Annotated in this window: 11 protein-coding genes; all 11 read right to left on the bottom strand. The window is 61.4% G+C overall.

Annotated elements, in window-relative coordinates:
- Positions 1-143 precede the first annotated feature (143 nt).
- The 11 genes from ACQZ6J_RS05550 to ACQZ6J_RS05500 all read right to left on the bottom strand — a co-directional run bounded on the left by ACQZ6J_RS05550 (position 144) and on the right by ACQZ6J_RS05500 (position 20,473).
- Positions 144-1,772 carry an alpha-D-glucose phosphate-specific phosphoglucomutase gene (locus ACQZ6J_RS05550; RefSeq protein ID WP_163986778.1) on the bottom strand — a complete coding sequence of 543 codons (1,629 nt, stop codon included), beginning with the start codon at positions 1,770-1,772 and terminating at the stop codon, positions 144-146.
- A gap of 4 nt (positions 1,773-1,776) precedes the next feature.
- Entirely contained in the window at positions 1,777-3,219 is a 1,443-nt protein-coding gene (gene glgA / locus ACQZ6J_RS05545) for a glycogen synthase GlgA (protein ID WP_449082502.1), read from the bottom strand.
- Positions 3,220-3,222: 3 nt separating this feature from the next.
- On the bottom strand, positions 3,223-4,485 hold the full coding sequence (gene glgC, locus ACQZ6J_RS05540) for a glucose-1-phosphate adenylyltransferase (RefSeq protein WP_163986776.1): 1,263 nt from the start codon (positions 4,483-4,485) through the stop codon (positions 3,223-3,225).
- A gap of 26 nt (positions 4,486-4,511) precedes the next feature.
- A complete protein-coding gene (gene glgB / locus ACQZ6J_RS05535) occupies positions 4,512-6,719 on the bottom strand; it encodes a 1,4-alpha-glucan branching protein GlgB (protein WP_449082500.1) in 2,208 nt (735 codons plus the stop codon).
- Positions 6,716-9,178: a glycogen/starch/alpha-glucan phosphorylase gene (locus ACQZ6J_RS05530; RefSeq protein WP_163986773.1), complete on the bottom strand. Its 2,463-nt coding sequence runs from the start codon at positions 9,176-9,178 to the stop codon at positions 6,716-6,718. Before ACQZ6J_RS05530 ends, glgB begins: the two co-directional genes overlap by 4 nt.
- A 295-nt stretch (positions 9,179-9,473) precedes the next feature.
- A complete protein-coding gene (locus ACQZ6J_RS05525) occupies positions 9,474-10,691 on the bottom strand; it encodes a vWA domain-containing protein (RefSeq protein WP_449082498.1) in 1,218 nt (405 codons plus the stop codon).
- 146 nt (positions 10,692-10,837) lie between these two features.
- Positions 10,838-11,716, bottom strand: coding sequence for a transglutaminase family protein (locus ACQZ6J_RS05520; RefSeq protein ID WP_163986771.1), 879 nt, complete (start codon positions 11,714-11,716; stop codon positions 10,838-10,840).
- A 4-nt stretch (positions 11,717-11,720) separates the two neighbouring features.
- A complete protein-coding gene (locus ACQZ6J_RS05515; protein WP_163986769.1) occupies positions 11,721-14,138 on the bottom strand; it encodes a circularly permuted type 2 ATP-grasp protein in 2,418 nt (805 codons plus the stop codon).
- Positions 14,139-14,155: 17 nt separating this feature from the next.
- Entirely contained in the window at positions 14,156-17,476 is a 3,321-nt protein-coding gene (locus ACQZ6J_RS05510; RefSeq protein WP_449082495.1) for a transglutaminase family protein, read from the bottom strand.
- A 182-nt stretch (positions 17,477-17,658) separates the two neighbouring features.
- Positions 17,659-19,086 carry a mannose-1-phosphate guanylyltransferase/mannose-6-phosphate isomerase gene (locus ACQZ6J_RS05505; RefSeq protein WP_449082493.1) on the bottom strand — a complete coding sequence of 476 codons (1,428 nt, stop codon included), beginning with the start codon at positions 19,084-19,086 and terminating at the stop codon, positions 17,659-17,661.
- A 289-nt stretch (positions 19,087-19,375) separates the two neighbouring features.
- Entirely contained in the window at positions 19,376-20,473 is a 1,098-nt protein-coding gene (locus ACQZ6J_RS05500; RefSeq protein WP_163986763.1) for a DUF475 domain-containing protein, read from the bottom strand.
- Between the last annotated feature and the right edge of the window lie 349 nt (positions 20,474-20,822).

The raw sequence follows: 20,822 nt of genomic DNA, 5'->3' as shown, positions 1-20,822 counted from the left end.
GGCGGAGCACTCGGTAAATCGTGCGGCTGTGATGGATTTTGGAAGGCCCCTCATCCGGCCAATTGCCGCTTCATTTCATTCAGCAGCTTCCGGCCACCTTCGCCCCGCATGAGCGGGGAGAAGGGACTTAGGCTCTTGCCCTATCAGGTGATGACCGTCGGCGCATCGCGGCCGGTGCGGCCCTTGATGTCGGCGATGTCCTGGGCTGCCGTGATGAGATCGGCCAGCGCTTCCTGGGTCTCGATATTGTGGCGGGTCGAATCGGGCTCGTAGCGCTCGATATAGACGCGCAGCGTCGCGCCTGTCGTGCCGGTGCCGGAGAGGCGGAAGACCACGCGGGAACCGCCCTCGAACAGGATACGGATGCCCTGGTGCTGGCTGACCGACTTGTCGACCGGATCGTGGTAGGCAAAGTCGTCGGCGGCGGAAACGGTGAGATCGCCGTACTTGGTGCCCGGCAGGGTCGGCAGCTTTTCGCGCAGCGCCGTAATCAGGCCGTTGGCGGCATCGGTATCGACGCCTTCATAGTCGTGGCGGGAATAATAGTTGCGACCGTAGGTGGCCCAATGCTGCGTCACGATATCGATGACGCTTTCACCGCGAACGGCGAGAATGTTCAGCCAGAGCAGCACAGCCCAGAGCCCGTCCTTCTCGCGAACGTGGTTGGAGCCGGTGCCGGAGCTTTCCTCGCCGCAGATCGTCGCCATGCCGGCATCGAGCAGGTTGCCGAAGAATTTCCAGCCGGTCGGGGTTTCGTAAATGCCGACGCCGCGCTTCTCGGCAACGCGGTCCGCGGCGCCGCTGGTCGGCATGGAGCGGGCGATCCCGGCGATGCCGTGGGAATAGCCGGGAGCGAGATTGGCGTTGGCGGCCAGGATCGCCAGGCTGTCGGACGGAGTGACGTAGATGCCCTTGCCGATGATGAGATTGCGGTCGCCATCGCCATCCGATGCCGCGCCGAAATCGGGCGCATCGTCGCTCATCATGTCGTCGTAGAGCTCTTTGCAGTAGACGAGGTTCGGATCCGGGTGATGGCCGCCGAAGTCCGGCAGCGGCAGGAAGTTGCGAACCGATCCGTCCGGTGCACCGAGGCGGATTTCGAAGATCTCCTTGGCATAGGGACCGGTGACCGCGCTCATGGCGTCGAAGCAGAGACGAAAGCCGAGGCTGATGAGGTTGCGGATGGCGCCGAAATCGAACAGCTCCTCCATGAGAGCCGCATAGTCCTCGACCGGATCGATGACCGAAACGATCATGCCGCCGACATCTTCGCGGGCGATGCGGTCGAGGTTGATGTCCGGGAAGTCCGAGATCTTGTAGCTCTCGATCACCTTGGAGCGCTCATAGATGGCGTCGGTGATCTTTTCCGGCGCGGGGCCGCCATTGCCGATGTTGTACTTGATGCCGAAATCTTCCGTCGGGCCGCCGGGATTGTGGCTGGCCGACAGGATGATGCCGCCGAAGGCCTTGTACTTGCGGATGATGTTGGAGGCCGCGGGCGTCGAGAGGATGCCGCCCTTGCCGACCATCACCTTGCCGAAGCCGTTCGCAGCGGCCATCTTGATGGCCTTCTGGATGACTTCGCGATTGTAGTAGCGGCCGTCGCCGCCGATGACCAGGCACTTGCCCTGATAGCCGTCGAGCGAATCAAAAATCGACTGGATGAAGTTTTCCGCATAGTTCGGCTGCTGGAATACGGGAACCTTCTTTCGAAGGCCGGAGGTGCCGGGCTTCTGATCCGCGTAGGGGGTGGTGGATACGGTTTTAATCATCGGGTTAAGCGCCTCTCGAGACTAGACTGGAGTATAGAGCGGCGTAGCGTTCTGCGCTCTTGCCCCAGGATACGTCGGATTTCATGCCCTGCTTTTGCATCTGCGTCCAGACCTTTCGATCCTGGAAGAGATGCATGGCACGGCGTACGGCCTGCAGCAGCCCCTCGGCGGTGACGGGGGAAAATTGGATGCCGGTCGCGACTTTTGCCTGCAGGGCGGCATGGTTGGCGTCGATAATGGTATCGTTGAGCCCGCCTGTCCGCGCAACGATCGGCAGGCAGCCGTAACGTAAGCCATAAAGCTGCGTGAGGCCACAGGGTTCGAAGCGCGATGGGATGATAATCGCGTCACAACCGGCCTGCATCAGATGCGACATCGGTTCGTTGTAGCCGGCGGAAACGCCGACGCGGCCGCGGTGACGGCCGGCTGCGGCAAAGAGCGCACCCTCCAGCGCCGGATCGCCGGCCCCCAGAATGGCGAGCTTGCCGCCCATGTGGACGATTTCGGTTGAGACGCTTGCCAGAAGATCCATGCCCTTCTGCCAGGTAAGCCGGCTGACGACGCAGAAGATCGGGCCGTCGTCGTTATCGAGGCCGAAATGCTCGATGACGCGCTGGCGGTTCACGGCGCGGTCCTTCAATGTCGTCGCACTGTAGGTCTGAGCGATCATCGGATCGCTTGCCGGGTTCCAGATGCCGTCGTCGATGCCGTTGACGATTCCGTAGAGGCTGTAAGCCCGGCTGGCGATGACGCCTTCGAGACCCATGCCGAATTCCGGCGTCAGGATTTCCTCGGCATAGGACGGGCTGACGGTGGTCAACGCATGGGCCGTCTGCAGCCCGCCTTTCAGGAAGCCGACATCGCCGTAATATTCGACGCCTTCCACGGAGAAGGCGTGGGCCGGCAGCCGCAGGCCGGGGAAGATATCGGCGCCGAACTGGCCCTGGAACGCGATGTTGTGGATGGTGAGGACGCTCGGCAGTTCCGGGGTCGGATAGTAGCGCATGTAGACCGGCACCATGGCCGACTGCCAGTCATGCGCATGCACCAGATCCGGCCGCCAGCCGGGCATGAGACCGGCGGCGATTTCCGCGCCGGCGAGCGACAGTGCGGCGAAACGCCGCCAGTTGTCGGGGTAATCCTTGCCCGTCGCATCGACGTAAGGGCCGCCCGTCCGGCTGTAATAGGCCGGAGCGTCGAGCACGAGGAAGGAAATGCCCGCGTGGTCGGCTTCGAGCACTGTTGCCGGCTCGCCGAGGAGATCCGGAAGCTCCAGGCGGACAACCGGATCGCGAATGGCCTTCATGACGGCGGGGTAGCCCGGAATGAGGGTCTTGGTTTCGACGCCATAGGGCTTGAGCGCGATAGGCAGGGCGCCGGCGACATCGGCCAGGCCCCCTGTCTTGATCAGAGGGAAGACTTCGGACGAAACCGAGAGGACCTTCATAAGTTACAAATCCAGCTTGTCGATCATCGTCTGCGTGATGAGGCAGATGCCGCTTTCCGTGCGGCGCCAGCGCTTGGCATCCAGCTCCGGATCCTCGCCGACGATCAGGCCCTCCGGAATGGTCACTCCATGGTCGATGACGACATTCTTGAGCTGCGCGCGGCGGCCGACCTTGACGCCCGGCAGCACCACTGCTCCCTCCAGCTTGGAGTAGGAGTTGGCACGCACGCCGGTGAAGAGCAGGCTGTTATAGAGGCTGGCGCCCGAAATGATACAGTCGCCGGCAACGACGGAGGACACGGCCGAACCGCGGCGGTCTTCGTCATCGTGGACGAATTTCGCCGGCGGGCTGATTTCCGCATAGGTCCAGATCGGCCAGGATTTGTCATAAATGTCGAGTTCCGGCACCACGGCGGTCAGGTCGATATTCGCCTGCCAGTAGGCATCGATCGTGCCCACGTCGCGCCAATAGGCCTCGCGCTCGAAATCCGAGCGGACGCAGGACTGCGCGAAGCGGTGCGCGACGGCTTTGCCGTTCTTGACGATGTAGGGGATGATGTCCTTGCCGAAGTCGCGGCTGGAATTCGGGTCTGCAGCATCGCGCCGCAGGCATTCGATCAGGAATTTCGTGTGGAAGACATAGATGCCCATCGAGGCCAGCGCGAAATCCGGATTGCCGGGGATGCCCGGCGGATCCGCGGGCTTCTCGACGAAATCGATGATTTCATCCTTCTCGTTGACATGCATGACGCCGAAGCCGACGGCTTCCATGCGGGGCACTTCGAGGCAGCCGATGGTGACCTGGGCGCCCGAATCGACGTGCTGCTGCAGCATCCATTCATAGTCCATCTTGTAGATATGGTCGCCGGCGAGGATGACCATGTATTCCGGGCCGTAGGGCTCGATGATGTCGATGTTCTGGTAGACGGCGTCGGCCGTGCCTTCGTACCACTGCGTTTCCGAGACGCGCTGCGATGCCGGCAGGATGTCGAAGCTTTCGTTTCGTTCGGGGCGGAAGAAGTTCCAGCCGCGCTGCATGTGGCGGATCAGCGAGTGCGCCTTGTACTGCGTTGCGACGCCGATGCGGCGGATACCGGAGTTGAGAGCGTTGGACAGCGCGAAATCGATGATTCGGGTCTTGCCGCCGAAATAGACGGCCGGCTTGGCACGGCGGTCGGTCAGCTCTTTCAGGCGGCTGCCGCGTCCCCCGGCAAGAACGTAGGCCATGGCATCGCGCGCCAGCGGTTGGAAACGTTTTTCTACCATTTTATTCCTCCCTGTCCGTAATGATCTCAGAATTCCGGTTCGAGCATGATCGTCGCCAGTGGAGGCAGCGTTATGGTCGCTTGTATGCCCCCGCCTGCGTTGACGGCCTGCACTCGTCCGCCATTACCCTTGCCGCTGCCGCCGTAGATGTCGGCATCGGTATTCAATATCTCGCGCCACCGCCCCTCAGCTGGCAAGTGCAAGGTATAATTCTCACGATAGACTGGCGTGAAATTGGTGATGACCGCAACCGGCTTTTCGCCCGGCGCCTTGCGGAGCCATGCGAAGACCGAGTTTTCGAAATCATCGACGATGAGCCATTCGAAACCGTCGCCCTCGCAATCGCGGGCATGCAATGCCGGCTTGCTGCGATAGGTGAAGTTGAGATCGCGAACGAGACGCCGCATGCCTTCGTGCATACGGTATTGCAGCAGGTTCCAGTCCAGCGCGCGCTCTTCGCTCCACTCGCTCCACTGGGCGAATTCCTGACCCATGAAGAGCAGCTTCTTGCCGGGATAGCCCCACATGAAGGCATAATAGGCCCGCAGGTTGGCAAATTTCTGCCAGTCGTCGCCGGTCATCTTGGCGATCAGCGATCCCTTGCCGTGCACCACCTCGTCGTGGGAGAGCGGCAGGACGAAATTTTCCGAGAAGGCATAGATCAGACCGAAGGTCAGCTCGTTGTGGTGATACTTGCGATGTACGGCCTCGCGGGAGAGATAGCTCAGCGTGTCGTGCATGAAGCCCATGTTCCACTTGAAGCCGAAGCCGAGGCCGCCTTCATGGACCGGCTGCGACACTTTCGGCCACGAGGTCGATTCCTCGGCAATGGTCATGACGCCCGGATGCGCACCGTAAAGCCGGGTGTTCATCGACTGCAGGAAGCGGACGGCTTCGAGGTTCTCGTTGCCGCCATATTCGTTCGGGATCCATTCGCCATGCTTGCGCGAATAATCGAGGTAGAGCATGGAGGCGACGGCATCGACGCGCAAACCGTCCAGGTGGAATTTTTCCGCCCAGAAGAGCGCGTTGTTCAGAAGATAGGCGAGCACTTCGGTACGGCCGAAATTGTAGATCGCTGTGTTCCAGTCGGGATGAAAACCCTTGCGCGGATCCTCGTGCTCGTAGAGCGCGGTGCCGTCGAACCAGCGAAGGCCGTGCTCGTCGGTCGGAAAATGTGCCGGCACCCAATCGAGGATGACGCCGATGCCGACCTTGTGGCAGCCATTGACGAAACGGGCGAAGCCTTCCGGTTCGCCGAAGCGGGCGGTCGGCGCATAGAGGCCGGTGGTCTGATAGCCCCAGGACGGATCATAGGGATGCTCGGTGATCGGCAGGAATTCGATGTGGGTGAAACCCATGTCGACGCAATAGGGGATCAGGCGCGAGGCGAGTTCGTCCCACGACAGCATCGAGCCGTCATCGCGGCGCTGCCATGAGCCGGCATGAACCTCGTAGATGCTGATGGGCTGGCGCCGTATGTCGATGCTGGCCCAATGTTCGCGGTGGGCCGAATCCTCCCACACCTGCTGCAGTTCGCTTGCCGTCACCGAAGCGGTCTTGGGGCGCAATTCGCTCCGGCGGGCAAAGGGATCGGCCTTCAGCGGCAGCACGACGCCGTCCTTGCCGCGGATTTCGAACTTGTAGGCAACGCCGGTCGGCACATCCGGGGCGAAAATCTCCCAGATGCCGGAATCCGAACGGAAGCGCATGACGTGCCGGCGGCCGTCCCAGTTGTTGAAATCGCCGACGACCGAAACGCGTTGCGCATTCGGCGCCCAGACGGCGAAATGGAAGCCCTGCACGCCCTCATGCTTCAGGGGATGAGCGCCCATCTTGTCGAAGAGGCGCAGATGCGTGCCCTGACGGGCGAAATAGTCGTCCATCGGCCCGAGAACCGGACCGAAGCTGTAGGGGTCGGTCACCGCCCATTCGGCATCGCCGCGCCTTGCGCGATAACGTACCGGCTGCTGCTTGGTGAGCTTCACGTCGCCTGAAAAGAAACCTGCCGGATCGAGGCAGTCCAGCTCACCGATGACGGAGCCGTCCAGCGCCAAGGCGGTGACGGCTTCCGCGCCGAGGATGAAGCAACGGGCCACGTAGCCTTCGTCCGTCTTGTGGATGCCGAGGACGGCGAACGGATTGGAATGCGTGCCTGCGAGAATTGCAGCAATATCGTCTGCCGAAATATCCCTCAAGCTTATGCTGTCAGCGGGTTTTTTCGGCTTTTTCATCCGGCTCTCCAGATTTCCTTGGCATACTGACGGATCGTCCGGTCGGAGGAGAACCAGCCCATGCGAGCGGTGTTGTTGATCGTCTTGGCATACCATTCGGACGGATTGGCCCAAAGGATATCGACTTCGCGCTGCGCCGAGGCATACGCGTCGAAATCGGCGGCAACCATGAACCAGTCGTGGCTATAGATGCCTTCGATCAAACCGGCGTATCGGTTGCGGTCGTCGGGAGAGAAGACGCCGGAAGCGATGGCCGAGAGCGCCTGCGAGAGCTCGCGCGAGCGCTCGATGATGGCACGGGGATCATGACCGTCATTGCGCAGGCTGGCGACCTCGTCGGCCCGCAACCCGAAGATGACGATGTTGTCCTCGCCGACATTGTCGCGCATTTCGACATTGGCGCCGTCGAGCGTGCCGATCGTCAGGGCGCCGTTGAGGCCGAACTTCATGTTGCCGGTGCCCGATGCTTCCATGCCGGCGGTGGAAATCTGCTCGGAAAGATCGGCGGCGGGAACCATGACCTCGGCAAGCGAGACATTGTAGTTCGGCACGAAGACGACCTTCAGCAGGCCCCGCACCGACGGGTCGTTGTTGACGACGCGGGCGACGTCGTTGATCAGCTTGATGATGAGCTTGGCGTTGTGATAGCTCGGCGCCGCCTTGCCGGCGAAGAGCTTGACGCGCGGCTGCCAATCCAGCTCGGGATGCGAACGGATCTGATCGTAGAGCGCCACGGCCTCGATGACATTGAGAAGCTGGCGCTTGTATTCGTGAATGCGCTTGATCTGGATGTCGAACATGGCATTCGGATCGAGCTTGATGCCCATGCGGCTGGCGACGAGGTTGGAGAGCTGCACCTTGTTGGCGCGCTTGACGGCGGCGAACTTCTCCTGGAAGGCGCTGTCGCGGGCGAACTGATCCAACGGCTTCAGCTGCTCCGCATCGTCGAGGAAGGCATCGCCGATGGTTTCGCGCACGAGGCTGGTGAGACCCGGATTGCACTGCATCAGCCAGCGGCGCGGCGTAATCCCGTTCGTCTTGTTGTTGATGCGGTCGGGATAGAGCTTGTGCAGGTCGGCAAAGACAGTGACCTTCATCAGATCGGTATGGAGCGCGGAAACGCCGTTGATCGAGTGCGAACCGACGAAGGCGAGATTGCCCATGCGCACGCGGCGATCGCCGGCTTCGTCGATCAGGGAAATCGAGCGGATTTCGGTATCGCTGAAATTGCGCAGTTTGCGTGCCTCGACGAGGATCTTCGCGTTGATGGCATAGACGATCTGCATGTGGCGCGGCAGCAGACGCTCGAACAGCGGCACCGGCCAGCTTTCGAGAGCTTCCGGCAGCAGCGTATGATTGGTGTAGCCGAACGTCTCGCGGGTGATATCCCAGGCCTTGTCGAAATCGAGGCCATGAACGTCGACCAGCAGGCGCATCATCTCCGCGACGGAGACGGCGGGGTGCGTGTCGTTCAGCTGGATGGCGACCTTCTCGGCAAGATTGGTCAGATCGTCATATTGCTGCAGGTGGCGGCGCAGGATGTCCTGCAGCGACGCGGACGAGAAGAAGAACTCTTGGCGCAGGCGCAATTCCTGGCCGGCGGGGGTTGCGTCGGCCGGATAGAGGACGCGCGTCAGGCTTTCGGCCTTGTTGCTTTCGCGCAGCGCGCCGATATGGTCGCCGGCGTTGAAGGCATCGAGCAGGATGGGATCGATCGGCTGGGCCGACCACAGGCGCAGCGTGTTGACGCGATGGCCGCGCCAGCCGACGACCGGGGTGTCGAATGCCGTGGCGATGACGCGTTCAGCCGGCTTCCAGACGTAGCGCGGCAGTTCGTCATGGCCGCTGACGGTCTCCACAGCGCCGCCAAAGCCGATTTCGTAGGAGCTTTCCTGGCGTTCGAACTCCCAGGGATTGCCATGCGCCAGCCAGGTTTCGGGCAGTTCCACCTGCCAGCCATCGGCCATCTGCTGGCGGAAGAGGCCGTGCACGTAGCGGATGCCGTAGCCGTAGGCGGGCACGTCGACCGTCGCCATGGATTCCATGAAGCAGGCGGCGAGACGACCGAGGCCGCCATTGCCGAGCGCTGCATCGGGCTCGAGGCCGGCAATGACGCGGATATCGACGCCAAGCGAAGCAAGTGCGTTGGTGATTTCCTCCATCAGCCCGAGATTGGAGATGGCATCGCGCATCAGGCGGCCGATCAGGAACTCAAGGGATAGGTAGTAGACGCGCTTGGCGTCCGTCTCATAGACCTTGCGGGTCGATTCGATCCACTTGTCGATGACGCGGTCGCGAATGACAAGGATCGTTGCCGTCAGCCAGTCGTGCGGCTTGGCGACCTTCGCATCCTTGCCGATGCGGTATGTCAGGCGCTCGATGATTTCTTCGGCAAGGATTTCAGGGCGGGAACTGCGCGGCGCGGGAACGGGGAGATCGGCCTTCGTCAAGTTATTCATACTATCAACTCTCGCCATTTGTGATTTATATTCAGGGTGTTACGCCTTCGTAAATCGAATTGCCTTTCCGTTTCACTATCAGTTTACGCATTGATGTAAAGCAGTTGCAACAAGCGAGTTGGGCAGATGCGAAAATAGCCGCGAAAGGTTTGCCGTTCACGGGAAAAGACTTGATTCCGATGGTGTTTCGGGCTTTTATTCGCGCACCGATAAAGGAAAAAGCCGCGCGATACTCGCATCGCGCGGCTTTTTCTTTTGCATCGACCTGCGGTTGCCGGGCGCCAAACGCCGGCGGTCACTTGGTCAGGAGCGTCATTTGCTTTGATGTTTCCGTAGCGATTGTCGTGAACGCCTTGAAGAGATCTGCGGCGCTCTGCGGGGTGAAGTAGTCGGAGGGTGAGGTAGCGCAATACTTCAGCAATGCCTGACCATTTGCCGGTGCCATGAAGGCAATTGTGTAGACGTGGATTCCATTGCTACGTGCTTTATCGCACTGGGTTTTCGTATCCGTGTCGGCGTTTGCCACATTGTTATCACCGTCCGTCATGAAAACGATGTACATGGTCGGATTTGTGACGCCGCTCTTAGTTTTATGCTGCTGTTGCTCATCCGTCAGTCCGGCGGTTGTCGATAGTTTCGTCAACGCATTGACCGCGATCTTAAAAGCGGGGGCCGAATTGGTGGAGCCGCTTGATGTCAGGTTATTGACATAGCTTTTGATGCCGCTTGTGCCCCACGTAAGCGATGAAGCGCTTTGGGCGGCGGAATTATAGGACACCGCGCCGGTGCGCACATACATCATATTCGGATCGGCGCTGTTCAATTGGGAGGAGAGATTGGACGTAGCAATCTTCAGCGATTCCATTTTGGTGTAATAATTGGTCGCGGTCGTTTTGCACGTCCCGTCCTGCCTCGTTTTTGTGCAAACCGTTGGCTGTTCGGCGTTAACCGTATCTGTGGCCTCGTCCATGGATCCGGAGCGATCGAGAACGAAATACATAGACAGGGCATTTTTCTGGGTTTCAGAAGTTTTTCCGCTGATCGAGGTACTCGACGTCGAAATATTCATCGAACTTTGGCCAAGCAGGCGCGTCATACTGTTCACGGGCATCGAATACGATGCATTTATCACGACGGAATAGCCTGAATTCCCCGAGGAATCGGTCGTTTTTGTTACGACCGTGTTGGTCCCGCTTTTCAGCGCATTCGCCGTCGTGGTATCTCCCGACAGGTAATTCGACATCTGGCCGAGCACGAAATTATTGCCGAAGTCCTTTGCCGTCGTCGTTGTGACGCTGCCGTCGGCAAGCGCTGTCGCCGTGGCAAGCGCGGCGGCGTCCGTCGCCTCCTGGAGCTGGCTGTGAGACAGCGACATGTTGGTAACGTCGATGGCAATGCCGCTCGCGGCTGCCAGTACGGGTATCGAAATCGCCGTCAGGATGCCAAAATTTCCGGCTCTATCACGTAGAAGTTGCTTTAGTGCGCGAAGTAAATCGGAGCCGGCAATCATCATGTCCGCCTATTGGAAAGAGTGAAACCTCAAGAATGGCGGGACTATCAATTACAAACATTAGTTGAACGTTTATGCGACCGGTTGTTTTTTAACAAATTGCTTGATCGGTCTCAATTTGAGCTGAATTTCTACTATTTCAAACTTTGCTATTTTAGAGGAATAACATCAACGGCTTGGACAGTCTTCTGGTTGCCGTAGCTCTTGAGCACGCCGATGACCGGCGCGACGTCGGAATAATCGCGGCCATAGGCGACGACGATGTGATCCGTGCCGGCGGGGATGTTGTTGGTCGGATCAAGCTCGATCCAGCCCGCGGTCTCGCCACACCAGACGCGCACCCAGGCATGCATGGCGTCGGCGCCTTCGAGCCGTTCCTTGCCGGGTGGCGGGATGGTGCGCAGGAAGCCGCTGACATAGCCGGCGGGGATGCCGAGGCTGCGAAGCGCGATAATCATCACATGCGAAAAATCCTGGCATACGCCGCGCTTGAGGCGAAAGGCCTCCTTGGGCGTGGTGTCGACCGTCGTCGCCTTGGGATCGTAGGTGAAATCCTTGTGTATCTGTGCGCAGGCCGCATGCGCGATCTGCAGCGTCGTCAGATTCGTGGCCTTCCATCGCCGGGCATAGTCGGCAATTTCACCTGTTTCGGGCAGGCGCGGGCTGCTGCCGATAAAATGATGGGGCGACGAGGGATCGATCGACCAGCAGTCGCTGATTTCCTCGGGCAACTTGGCAAGCACCGGCGAGAAATCGGCCGCCACCGGCTGGCTTTCCACCTGCACGCGCGCCTGCATGCGGATGTCGAGCCTTTCATGCGGATCGCGCACGAGGATCGAGGTTGCCGGATGCTGGAAGAAGTCGGTGAAATTCGATTGCTCGTCCGGGCCCGGGGTCACTTTCACCGAACCGGCGATCAGCCGCTGCCGATGGGGCAGGGACAGCGGCATGACGCGCAGAATATGGCGCGCGCCGCTTGCCGGCACGTCGTAGATATAGCCCATGTGAAGCGAGAGATCGTAAAGCATCACGTCATCCGAGATAGGTGCGCGCCAGCAGGTCGGAAAGCCGCTCCAATTCGCGCGCCAACTGCTGATAGACCTCGACGGTCATCGTTTCCGGCGTCATGACGGCCAGCCCCGAATGCAGGCGCATGGCCTCGCGGTAGAAGGGCGACATCTGGCCGTTGACGAAGGCGTTCGGCAGTTGCTCGACCTCGCGGTGGATCTCGTTCATCTGGAAGAGGATCGAGCGCGGGTTGAGGGGATCGAGCGCGAGGAGGTCCGTCACCGTCAGGCGGGCGGTATTGACGTTGTAGCGGCGGCGATGGGTCATGACGCTGTCGCCGATTTCCAGAAGCATGTCGAGCGCTCCATCAGGCGCATCGGGGCCCGACATGTGGCCGAGCAGCCGCGTCATGTGCAGGCCGCGTTCGATGTAGCGTCCGAGCGACAGGAAACGCCAGCCGGTGAAGCGATACATGTTTTCGTGCACCAGACCGGCAAAGCCTGCGAGCTTGCGCAAAAGGATCGTCATGGCATGGCTGGCGTCGTCGCCACGCTTGACCCTTTCCTTGAAGCGGCGCGCGGTGGTGGCGAGGTCGTTCAGGGCGAGCCAGCCGTCCGGAGAAAAGCGATCGCGGATGTTGCTGGCCGAATAGACGGCGCTGTCGATGTTGCGCAGCAGGTTTTCCGGCACGGCCTGCTTGGTGTCGATGTCGATGGCGGCGAGATAATCCGTGACGTCGGCAAGCAGCGGCTGGCTCGGGTCGGCCGCTTCGGCAAAACGCCCATGCCAGGCGCGCAGGATGCGCAAAGCGCCTTCGGCGCGCTCGATATAGCGGCCAAGCCAGAAGAGGTTGTCGGCCGCGCGGCTCGGCAGGCTGCCCGGCATGTTGCGGGTGAAGGTTTCTTCGGCCGGCAGCAGCGTATGCGCTTCGACGGGCTTGTCGGAAACGATCCAGACATCGGCGGCCGAGCCGCCCGACTGCATGGCAATGGCCGCGACGTCGTCGCCGCTGCCGATGCGTGCAAAGCCGCCGGGCATGATCTGCCAGCCGTTTTCGGTGCGGGCGGCGAAGACGCGCAGGCTCATCGGCCGCGGCGTCAGCTTGCCGTTGACCCAGGCCGGTGTGGTGGAAAGCGTGACGACCTCCTGGCCGACGAGCTTCTGGCCCTCCGTCGTCAGCCAGTCGGCGATCGAATCGCGAGCGGTGCTGCGCAACGTCGAGCCCAGCACGGACTGGCCGCTGTCGTCGAAGAAGGGCATGCAGGAATAGGCCGGGCCGATGACCATCTTCTCGATGTTGGCGGCGACATGCTCGCGCTCGCTCTTCTGGCCGCACCACCACGTCGCGATCGACGGCAGCTTCAGTTCCTCGCCGCGCAGATGCCGACAGATGGTGGGCATGAAGGCAAGCAGGGCGCGCGTCTCGAGGATGCCGGAGCCGAGCGCATTGACGATGGTCACCGTCTGCGCCCGCAATGCCTCGACCAGGCCCGGCGTGCCGATATGGGATTGCTGGTTGAGTTCCAGCGGATCGGCGTAGGAGGCGTCGAGGCGGCGCCAGAGCACGCTGATCGGCCGCAGGCCCGCGACGGTGCGCACCATCAGTTGATCGTTGACCACGGTGATGTCTTCGCCCTCCAGCAGCATGAAGCCGAGATAGCGGGCGATATAGGCGTGCTCGTAATAGGTCTCATTGGCCGGCCCCGGCGTCAGCACGGCGACGCGTCCTTCGCCGCTGCGCTTGCCGCCGAGCAGAGCATCGCGAAAGGCGCCGAAGAAGGAGGCGAGGCGATGGACCTTGGTTTCGGCATAGATGTCGGAGAAGGCGCGGGTCGTGGCGACGCGGGTTTCCAGCGCGAAGCCGGCGCCTGACGGCGCCTGCGCGCGGTCCGCCAGCACCCACCAGTTGCCGTCCGGTCCACGGCCGACTTCGAAAGCCAGGAAATGCAGATAGTGACCGCTTGCGGGCTTGACGCCGACGAGCGGACGCAGGAACTCCGGATTGGCCGCGATCAATGCAGGCGGCAGCAGCCCTTCGCTGACCAGCCGGCTATCGCCGTAGATGTCGGCGATGACCGCTTCGAGCAGATCGGCGCGCTGGCGCAGGCCCTCGGAAAGCGATTGCCATTCGCGCTCGTCGATGAGCACGGGAATATGCGAGATCGGCCAGCCGCGTTCGCTGGCGCCCGTGGTTCCATAGGCTCGATAGAAAACGCCCGCGTCCCGCAGGTAACGGTCGGCGCGCGCGAAGCGCTCCACCAGCTCCGGTTCCGACATGCGCGACAGCGCCGACAACAGGTTTTGCCAGACCGGACGGACGGTCCCGTCATTGTCGACCATCTCGTCGGCGATACCCGGCAATGGACGATAGGCAAAGGCCGGATCCTTGCCGACCCCGGTCTTTACGCTGTCCCGCCGTTCCGTCGCCGGTTTTCTACCCATGTAAAGTTAGTTCCGTCTCAAATTCCCGCCGGTCGCCTGAGGTCGAGGGTCAGCGGGAATTCCGCCGACGTGGCCTCCGGTCTCAGGGCGTAGCTACCTGCTGTATGCCCCCAAGGTTCGAATCGCGCAAGACGTCGCGCTTCCGCCTCGTTGCCGTTGACCGGGAAAGTGTCGTAGTTCCGGCCGCCGGGATGGGCAACATGGTAGATGCAGCCGCCGATCGAGCGCCGTGACCATCTATCGTAGACGTCCAGGGTCAGCGGCGTATCGATGGGCAGGACGGGATGCAGGCCCGACGCCGGATGCCATGCCTTGTAGCGCACGCCGGCGACGGAAACGCCTGACAAGCCCGTCGGCGTCAGCGGCAAGGGGCGGCCATTGCAGGCAACCGTGTAGCGTGATGGATTGGCCGATTCGAACCGCACCTGCAGCCGTTCCACCGACGAATCGACATAACGCACCGTGCCGCCGACCGCGCCTTCTTCGCCCATCACATGCCATGGTTCGAGTGCCTGGCGCAGTTCCAGCTTGTTGCCCTCGTATTCCACCTCTCCGCAGAAGGGAAAACGGAATTCGAGCTGTGCCTGGAACCACTCCGGCCGCAGATCGAAGCCGTTTTCGCGGAGATCGGCAAGCACGTCGAGGAAGTCCTGCCAGATGTGATGCGGCAGCATGAAGCGATCGTGCAGCGTCGTGCCCCAGCGCACGAACCCGCCATCGATGGGGTTGCGCCAGAAGCGGGCGATGAGCGCGCGCACCAGCAATTGCTGGGCAAGACTCATGCGGGCATTCGGCGGCATCTCGAAGCCACGGAATTCGACCAGGCCGAGGCGTCCCGTCGGTCCATCCGGGGAGAAAAGCTTGTCGATGCAGATTTCTGAGCGGTGGGTGTTGCCGGTGACGTCGGTCAGAAGGTTGCGGAAGAGGCGATCCACCAGCCATGGAAGCGGCGGTTGCCCCCCGCCGGGAGCCGGCACCTGGGCGATGGCGATTTCCAGCTCGTAGAGGCTGTCATGACGGGCTTCGTCGATGCGCGGCGCCTGGCTGGTCGGGCCGACGAACAGACCGGAAAAGAGGTAGGAGAGGGAGGGATGGCGCTGCCAGTGCAGCACCAGGCTCTTCAGCAGGTCGGGACGGCGCAGGAACGGGCTGTCGTTCGGATTGGCGCCGCCGACGACGACATGGTTGCCGCCGCCGGTTCCGGTGTGACGACCGTCGATCAGGAACTTGTCGGTGCCGAGCCGCGTCTGCCGCGCCTCTTCGTAAACCGCCGTCGTGATATCGACGCAGTCCTGCCAGTTCGATGCCGGGTGGATGTTGACCTCGATCACGCCGGGATCCGGCGCGACGCGGATGACGTTGATGCGCTCGTCCTGCGGCGGCGAATAGCCCTCGATATGGACCGGAAGGCCAAGCTCGGCCGCAGCATTCTCGGCCGCCGCCAGCAGTTCGAGATAGTGTTCGATCTGTTCGACCGGGGGCATGAACACGCAGAGCCGGCCGTCACGCGGCTCGACGGAGATTGCCGTGCGCACGGCGCCGCCGATTTCGCCGAGCGTCTGCTCGACGCGCGATTGCGCGCTTTCGTCGGCCTGGAACGAGGCTTCCGGCATGGCGCGGCCAGCCGGCACGATGACGTCGGGCAAAGGCGTGCGCGGAATGGTGGGGTCGGCGGTATGGATATAGGGATAGCGTGACGGCGGCACATAGGGCAGCGTGCCGAGCGGCAGGCGATAGCCGACCGGCGAATCGCCCGGCACAAGGAAAATCTTGCCGCGGCGGGTGCGCCACTTTTCGCTGACCCAGCGCGTGCGGCCGGCGCGGGCGTTCCATGCCTGTATGGGCAATATATAGCCGGTCGGTGTCGTCAGGCCGCGCTCGAAAACGCGGGCGATGCGGCTGCGCTCCTCGGGGTCCTTCAGTTTCGAATTGGACGGATCGACGTTTTCGGGAAGGCTGCCTTCCTTGACGATCCATTCGGCCGGATCCTCGTAGGCTGGCTGCACCATGTCGGGCTCGATCGCCAGTTCGCTGGCAATCGCGGCCAGAAGCCTTCCGGCGTCCTCGTCGTTCGCGCCGGTTTTTGCGGTTTCCTCCGCGATCAGAGCCGGGTTTTGCCAGATGGGCCTGCCGTCCTTGCGCCAGTAAAGCGAGAAGGTCCAGCGCGGCAGGCTTTCGCCCGGATACCATTTGCCCTGACCATAATGCAGGAAGCCGCCGGGCGCGAAGCGATCGCGCAGGCGGCGGATCAGCTGATCGGCCCTGTCGCGCTTGGTCGGACCGACGGCGGCCGTGTTCCATTCTTCCGATTGGAAATCGTCGATCGAGATGAAAGTCGGCTCGCCGCCCATGGTCAGGCGCACGTCATCGGCTTGCAGGATGCGATCGACCTCCATGCCGAGCGCGTTCAGCGCCTCCCAGCTTTCGTCGGAGAAGGGCTTGGTGATGCGCGGATGTTCGGCGACGCGGGTGACCGTCATCTTGAAGTCGAATTCGGTCCTGGCTTCGCCGAAATAGCCGCCCGAGATCGGCGCGGCGTTGCGGTAATGCGGCGTGGCGGCGAGTGGAATATGGCTTTCGCCGGTCAGAAGGCCCGAGGTCGGATCAAGGCCGACCCAGCCGGCTCCGGGAAGATAGACCTCGGCCCAGGCATGCAGATCGGTGAAATCGACTTCGGTGCCGGAGGGGCCGTCGAGCGCCTTCAGATCCGGCGTGAGCTGGATGAGATAGCCCGAGACGAAGCGTGCGGCGAGACCGAGATGACGCAGGATCTGGACGAACAGCCAGCTGGTGTCGCGACAAGACCCTTTGGCTCTTTCAAGAGTTTCCTCCGGCGTCTGCACACCGGTTTCCAGGCGGATGACGTAGCCGATCTCCTGCTGCAGCCGTGCATTGATGCCGACGATCATGTCGACGGTCGGCTGCTCGGAACGGTCGAGCGTATCGAGAAAGGCTTGCAGCCGTGGGCCGGTTTCTTCCGGCGTCATGTAGATCGACAGATCCTCGCGGATGGTCTCGGGATAGTCGAAGGGCCATTTGGTGGCTTCCTCTTCGACGAAGAAGTCGAAGGGATTGTAGACCGTCATGTCGGCGACCAGATCGACCTCGATCTTCAGCTCGGTCACCGGATCGGGAAAGACGAAACGGGCGAGATAGTTGCCGTAGGGATCCTGTTGCAGGTTCACGAAATGATTTGAGGGGGTGACCTTCAGCGAGTGGCTCAGCACACGGGTCTTGGAATGCGAGGCGGGTTTCAGGCGGATGATCTGGGGACCGAGGCGGACCGGATTGTCGTATTTGTAATGGGTGAGATGATAGATGCTCGCCTTGATCGCCATATGTCTCTTCGCCTTGCCCGCATCGTTGTGCGGTGATTGCTGTTCCCATGGGCAGTGTGTGCAATGCAGCGAAAGAAAGCAAGGCGTCTCTCTTTGCTTCGTCATCTCCTGCCATGTCGTCCGGAAACAGAAACGGCGGGTTTTACCCGCCGTTTTTGCAAACTCTATTGCTTTACTTCGGCTCAGCTTCTGCCGAACTCGTCGACGAGACGGATGATATCGTCCTCGCCGAGATAGGAGCCCGTCTGCACCTCGATGAGCTCCAGCAGGATCTTGCCCGGATTGGAGAGGCGGTGCACTTCGCCGAGCGGGATATAGATCGACTCGTTTTCGCGCAGCATCTGCACATTCTCGCCGACCGTCACCTCGGCCGTGCCCTTGACGACGATCCAGTGTTCGGAGCGATGATGATGCTTCTGCAGCGACAGCTTCTTGCCGGGCAGCACGAAGATGCGCTTGACCTGGAAGCGCTCGCCGTTCAGCACCGACGTATAGCCGCCCCACGGGCGGTAGGATGTCGGATGCGTTTCGGTGAGCTTGGCCGTCGCCTTCTGGCTCGCCAGCAGCTTGACGAGCTTGCCGACTTCCTGGCTTTCGCTTAAGGGGCCGACGTAGACGGCATCCTCGCTGGCGATGACGGCGACATCCTCAAGCCCCTGAACGGCGACGTGGAGACTGTGGCTCATGACGAGCGAATTCTTCGTGTTGACCAGGGTCGCGGAGCCGGCCGAGACGTTGCCGCTTTCATCGCGCTTGCCGACTTTCCAAACCGCATCCCAGCTGCCGAGGTCGGACCAGGTGAAAGGCGAGGGAACGACGGCGGCATTCGCCGTTTTTTCCATCAGGGCATAGTCGATGGAAATGTCCGGGCTCTTTGCGAAATTGTCGGCGTCGAGGCGGGTGAAATCGAGATCGCGCGTCGATTTGGAGACGGCCTTGCTGGCGGCTTTTTCGACGTCCGGCGCAAATTCCTTCATCTCGGAGAGAAGCTGGCTTGCCGAGAACATGAACATGCCCGAGTTCCAGTAGAAGCCGCCGCTTGCGACCATCTCCTCGGCCTTTTCGAGCGCGGGCTTCTCGACGAAGCGCTTGACGGCATGGGCGCCGGTCGAAAGCGCCTTGCCGCTTTCGATATAGCCGTAGCCGGTGGCAGGCTCCGTCGGCGTGATGCCGAAGGTGACGAGCTTGCCATGGTGCGCCGTATCGCGCGCCAGGCGCACGCAGTCGTAATAGGTCGCGCTGGCGTCGATCTCGTAATCGGAGCCGAGGACGTGCATGATCGCGTCCTTGCCGAAAAGTTCGGAAACGAGTGTCGCGGCGGCGGCAACGGCGGCGGCGGTGTTGCGCGCGACCGGTTCCAACAGCACGGCGGCAAGCTTCAGGCCCAGTTCGCGCGCCTGCTCCGCGACGAGGAAGCGGAATTCCTCATTGGTCAGGACGATCGGTGCCTCGTAAAGCTCCGGATCGGCCACACGTTCCAGCGTATTCTGAAACAGCGTCCTGTCGCCGATGAACTGAATGAACTGCTTCGGGGCGGAAGCGCGCGATAGCGGCCACAGTCGTGTTCCCTTGCCGCCTGCCATGATCACCGGAACGATCTTTGCCGCCATGTTTTGCCTCCCCTGAGCGTCTCATTCGGGAGCCGTCTCGACGATGCGCAACCATTGCGCTTTCGCTTACGCTCCTTCGACAACTTTCATCGCCATTGCGATATTTTTTCTTAAAGCACCAGCGTCAATGCGTCGAGATCGTAAACATTCGGCGACCTTGGTTTGGAAAGTCCGAAGAAAGTCCGCCGAAGACGTCTTCCCGAATCAAAAACGGAAGCCGTCGTAAGCGGCTTCCGTCTTGCATGCGTCACGGCTCGGCCGCGAATGGCGATGATCGCAACTCGTCTGCCTAGGCTTCCGCCCTGTCGTGCTCGTCGTTTGCCGATGCAGGGGCGAGGTTATTGCGCCTGTTGTAGCGGATCGACGACCAGAGAGAGATGCCGATCAGGGCCGCGCCGCCGAGGCCGGTGATGACTTCCGGAATATGCATGAGCGTCTGCACGTACATGATCATCGACAGGATCAATATGGCGTAGAAGGCGCCATGTTCGAGATAGCGGTAGTGGGCGAGCGTGCCCTTTTCCACCAGCATGATCGTCATGGAGCGGACATACATGGCGCCGATGCCGAGGCCGATGGCGATGATGAACAGGTTCTGCGTCAGGGCGAAAGCGCCGATGACGCCATCGAAGGAGAAGCTGGCGTCGAGGATTTCGAGATAGAGAAAGGCGCCGAAGCCGCCCTTTGCCGCAGCGCTCATCGTCTTTTGCGACGCATCCAGAAACCCGGCCAGGACCTCCACCAGCAGGAAGGTCAGGAGACCGTAGATGGAGGCGTGCAGGAAGGTCGTCGAATCATCGCCGTCGAGCAGGGAGCTGAAGACGAGAACGAGGATCAGCACGAAGGCGATTTCCACACCCTTGACGGTGGCAAAATGCGCCATGCGCTTCTCGATGAAGCCGATCCAGTGCACATCCTTCTCCTGATTGAAGAAATAGGTCAGGCCGACCATCATCAGGAACGTGCCGCCGAAGGCGGCGATGGGCAGATGTGCCGCCCGCATGATCTGCGCATATTGCTCCGGCTCGGCGGCGGCAAGCTTCAATGCCTCCCAGGGATTGATCCAGGCGGCGACGGCGACGATCATCAGCGGGAAGACGATGCGCATGCCGAAGACGGCGATGATGATGCCCCACGTCAGGAAGCGATGCTGCCAGACTGGGGTCATTTCCTTGAGCTTGTTGGCATTGACGATGGCGTTGTCGAAGGAGAGCGAAATCTCCAGGACGGCCAGGACCGCGCAGATGAAGAAGGCGGTGGCGAGGCCGCCGAAGGTGCCGGTGGTGTTCCAGCCCAGGAGGGCGCCGAGGGCAAGGCCGCCGATGGTGACGGCAAACGCCCAGCCGAAATAGCCGAGCACGGATCTGGAGGCAGGGGCCGGTGTCATCGGCGCACCTCGTTGCAAGACGAGTGACTATATCCGGGTCGCGCGCATGGCCGCATACCAAAGACGGCATGCGGGTGAGGCATGGTCAGACTGATCATGGAAAAAAATCCGCCGGCTAATCTGCAGGCGGTACCGACATCGCGAGAGCGCCGTGAAAACTCTCGCCAGAGGGGCCCGGCACCAAAGTTCAATCCGTCGCCGATGTCAGAGAGGCGCGGAGATGGCTCATAGTTAGTGAAGTCGCGACGCAGGTCAAGAGTTGAAATGGCGGCCGCGGCGGCTACTCCCGATAATTGAGAATTCCGGGAACCAAACGGAAAAGGCGGCGTTTGCCCTTGAGGCATGTTTG

The organism is Rhizobium sp. A37_96, from assembly GCF_053521765.1.
Note: the sequence above shows the minus strand (reverse complement) of the source record. Positions and strands in the feature narration are given on the sequence as shown.